General features: G+C 34.5%; 2 protein-coding genes. Both read left to right on the forward strand.

Annotated elements, in window-relative coordinates; genetic code table 11:
* The first annotated feature begins 1189 nt into the window (after positions 1-1189).
* On the forward strand, positions 1190-1363 hold the full coding sequence (locus N6P30_RS24225) for a hypothetical protein (RefSeq protein ID WP_164085561.1): 174 nt from the start codon (positions 1190-1192) through the stop codon (positions 1361-1363).
* A 78-nt stretch (positions 1364-1441) separates the two neighbouring features.
* Positions 1442-1915 carry an HNH endonuclease signature motif containing protein gene (locus N6P30_RS24230; RefSeq protein WP_023292991.1) on the forward strand — a complete coding sequence of 158 codons (474 nt, stop codon included), beginning with the start codon at positions 1442-1444 and terminating at the stop codon, positions 1913-1915.
* Positions 1916-2020: the final 105 nt, after the last annotated feature.

Raw genomic sequence — 2020 nt, forward strand, 5'->3', positions numbered from 1 at the left:
CTAACGTTACTTCCAAAGTACATAGTGATGCACTTGAAAGTAGTCTATAGTTAAATTGACAATAATAATAATGTAGTATCAGTTGAGTAGTTAGCAGTACTTTGATGATAGTTGTCATGGGACGTAAGCGAAATACGATACATTTTTTTGCCCTGCTAGTATTTGATGGTATTAGCAGGGTGTATTTATGTTTGAACAACACTAGTAAAGCTAACTATTTATAACGTTGAATAGTCAAGCCATCATAAATCGCAAGGCAGACTATCTAACTTTCCGATAAGTATTTGATTATTTTAAAAACAAGATTTTACGTTTTAAGTTTAATTTTGGCCTCGTGTACGTTCGTATGCGGGGCTTTTTCGTATATGGTAATGCGTTGGTGTGGGTTTGTAATAGAGCCTCTCAAAACGCGTCACAGCAAAGATTTGCGTTAAGTGATTCGTGAGGGTGACTGATATTAGGCGATGTGAGATTTTTCTTGGTGAAAAAACCTTCTATTTGATATAATACCAATCAAGCCAAAACTCCTGTTGGTGAAAGGTAGAGGTTGCCGCCTCTACCGTTTGCCGACGGTTGAAGGTACATTACCTTCTTATAGCCCCTGAAAAGATTCAGGGGCTATAGTATTGAAATGTTCCAACCTGGTATGTTCATATCAGTACTTCTATTACAATAACTCACATGATTACGCCTCTTTATATAAATAAATGTATACAATACAGGAGGCGTATACATGCTAAAGCCATTAATTGAAATCTTTCTTTTCCCAATCTACACAATACTAGTATTGATGTTTATGATTCTCACAGTACTAGCACTTCCACTAAAGATACCATTTGTAGAACGTCACGTAAGACAACACATAAATAAAAGTACTGATAAATTACGAAAGAAAAAGTCCTAAGAATTTTGGAACGGGTGATTTTTTCACGGTATAATGTAGGTATCTATAAAATATTTGGGACAGACGCAAAAAATGTCCTATAATATTGATGTGGCTTTCTGAGTGATCGAAAATGTTCACCTAGCCGAACTGCGAAGCATAATTCCATTTCTCCAGCCATCAGAGACTAAATAGATGGTAACATTATAATTCTCCTATATTGCTAAAGTATAGCCCCCTAAAAGGGCTATCTTTTTTGCTTGGGATAAATAACGTATACGTATACAAATCACATGAGTTAATTAAATGAAGAATAATAAATCTAAGGATAGAAAAGATAACGTAATAACCGCACGTTTATCTAATTCACAGGTTGAAGTACTAAAAAAATTGATTGATGAAGGTAAGGTATCAAAAGGTACTCTATCTTCTGCTGTAGGTTACTTAATTGATCAGTACATTGTACTAAACAGTAAGTAATTAATTGGTTGTCTACTAACCACACAATAAGTAGAAACGCGATTACAGGAAGTAACGCGGGTAATATGGAAGTTATATATGAAAATATGGAAAGAAACGAAATATGAATATTATGTAGTAAGTAATGAAGGTGATGTATTCAATACTAAGACAGAAACACTACTAAAGCTAACCCCTTCGGAATCTAATGGGTACTACAAAGTAACACTATCTGTCAAAGGTGGTGATAGTAGAACTGTAGAAGTTCATCGACTAATCGCAGAAACTTTTATTGAACGTGATGAATCATTGAAATTAGTTGTTGATCATATTGATGGTAATCCTCTAAACAATCACGTGGATAACCTACAATGGATTACACAAAAAGAGAATATGGCAAAAGCGAAAAATAAACGTAGCTGGAATAGATTCACCGAAGAAGAGAAAGTACAAATTATTGATGCGTGGAATACTGGAAAGTACTCATACATTGGGATTACATCCTACTTCAATCAACTATGGAACCGAAATACTACACGACATAGTTACACAAGAATTATCAAACAAGCATAATAACTTAGGGGCTATCATGTAGGAGTGACAGCCCCATATTAAGGGGGAATTATAATGGCGAGAAAAGAAACAATACACAATAATCAAATGATCCAGAATGAACTA

Origin of the sequence: Enterobacter sp. PL1 (assembly GCF_945957325.1) — a bacterium.
GTDB classification, from domain to species: Bacteria; Pseudomonadota; Gammaproteobacteria; order Enterobacterales; family Enterobacteriaceae; genus Enterobacter; species Enterobacter roggenkampii.

What these genes read in the sequence shown, in the direction of transcription:
- N6P30_RS24225 (WP_164085561.1), top strand. Translation starts at nt 1,190, where the DNA reads ATGAAGAATAATAAATCTAAGGATAGAAAAGATAACGTAATAACCGCA.
- N6P30_RS24230 (WP_023292991.1), top strand. Translation starts at nt 1,442, where the DNA reads ATGAAAATATGGAAAGAAACGAAATATGAATATTATGTAGTAAGTAAT.